This is a genomic window from Ornithinibacillus halophilus, from assembly GCF_900129485.1.
Lineage (GTDB): Bacteria > Bacillota > Bacilli > Bacillales > Amphibacillaceae > Ornithinibacillus > Ornithinibacillus halophilus.
The window spans coordinates 1-1,067 of sequence record NZ_FQVW01000107.1 but is presented as its reverse complement, the minus strand read 5'-3'; the positions used below and the strand labels follow the sequence as shown (position 1 = coordinate 1,067).

At 44.2% G+C, this 1,067-nt stretch carries 1 protein-coding gene; it reads right to left on the bottom strand.

From position 1 onward, the window contains the following. Positions 1–220: 220 nt before the first annotated feature. Entirely contained in the window at positions 221–499 is a 279-nt protein-coding gene (locus tag BUB12_RS17420; protein WP_072892174.1) for a hypothetical protein, read from the bottom strand. Positions 500–1,067: the final 568 nt, after the last annotated feature.

Here is a 1,067-nt window from a genome sequence, read left to right as displayed (position 1 = left end):
CGCGAGCGATTTCCTTGGCTTGGGGAGCATTTTAACATAGAGCGCGAGCGATTTCCTTGGCTTGGGGAGCGAATTACCCTAAGACACGAGCGAGTACAATAGACTGAGAACTGTAAATTGCAATTAATACATTTAAATGACTTTTCACAGATGAAATTTTAATTAAAAGCCGGTTATATAAAAGAAAAACCTCCCACAAAATTGTAGGAGGATCATTCTATTATACTATTCTTTTAAGATTTTCTCTAAATTCATCTGAAAACACTCCAGATTCAAATCCATGTGCAATTAAATGAAACAAGTCTTTTTCCGGCAAATCAAGTGGACGTGGAACAAATCGAATTTTTCCATCCTGCTCCTTGTACCATGCAAAACGAATTTCTTCCTGCTGTAAATCATGAATATATATTTTCTCAATAGCATATATTTCTTCTCCTGATTGAACCGTTCCTCGAGCTAGAAGATTACAGTAACTAGTAGTTTTTAAAGGCTGCGACATGAGCATACCCCTTTCATAAATGGTGGTTTATTAATTTTATTTTATATGATATTTATAAGACACTTAATTTTAGGACCTAATTAAAAAAAGTTTATGGAGCGAATGGACACCGGTGAGGAGCGAGTTCATACCCTTGGCGAGCGAGTTTACCTCAGTGGGGAGCGAGTTCATACCCTTGGCGAGCGAGTTTACCTCAGTGGGGAGCGAATTCATCTCCTTGGCGAGCAAGTTGGCCTCAGGGTGGAGCGAGTTCATTTCCTTGTCGAGCGAGGTGGCCTCAGTGGGGAGCGAATTCATCTCCTTGGCGAGCAAGTTGGCCTCAGGATGGAGCGAGTTCATTTCCTTGACGAGCGAGTTTACCTCAGTGGGGAGCGAGTTCATACCCTTGGTGAGCGAGTCGGCCTCTGGGTGGAGCGACTTTTACACCTTGGCGAGCAAGTTTACCTCAGTGGGGAGCGAATTCATCTCCTGGCGAGCAAGTCGGCCTCTGGGTGGAGCGAGTTCATCTCCTTGGCGAGCGAGTTGGCCTCAGGGAGGAGCGACTTTTACACCTTGGCGAGCAAGTTTA

Bases quoted from the DNA above. Each gene is read 5' to 3' on its own strand.
- BUB12_RS17420 (WP_072892174.1), bottom strand. From the start codon at position 499: ATGTCGCAGCCTTTAAAAACTACTAGTTACTGTAATCTTCTAGCTCGA.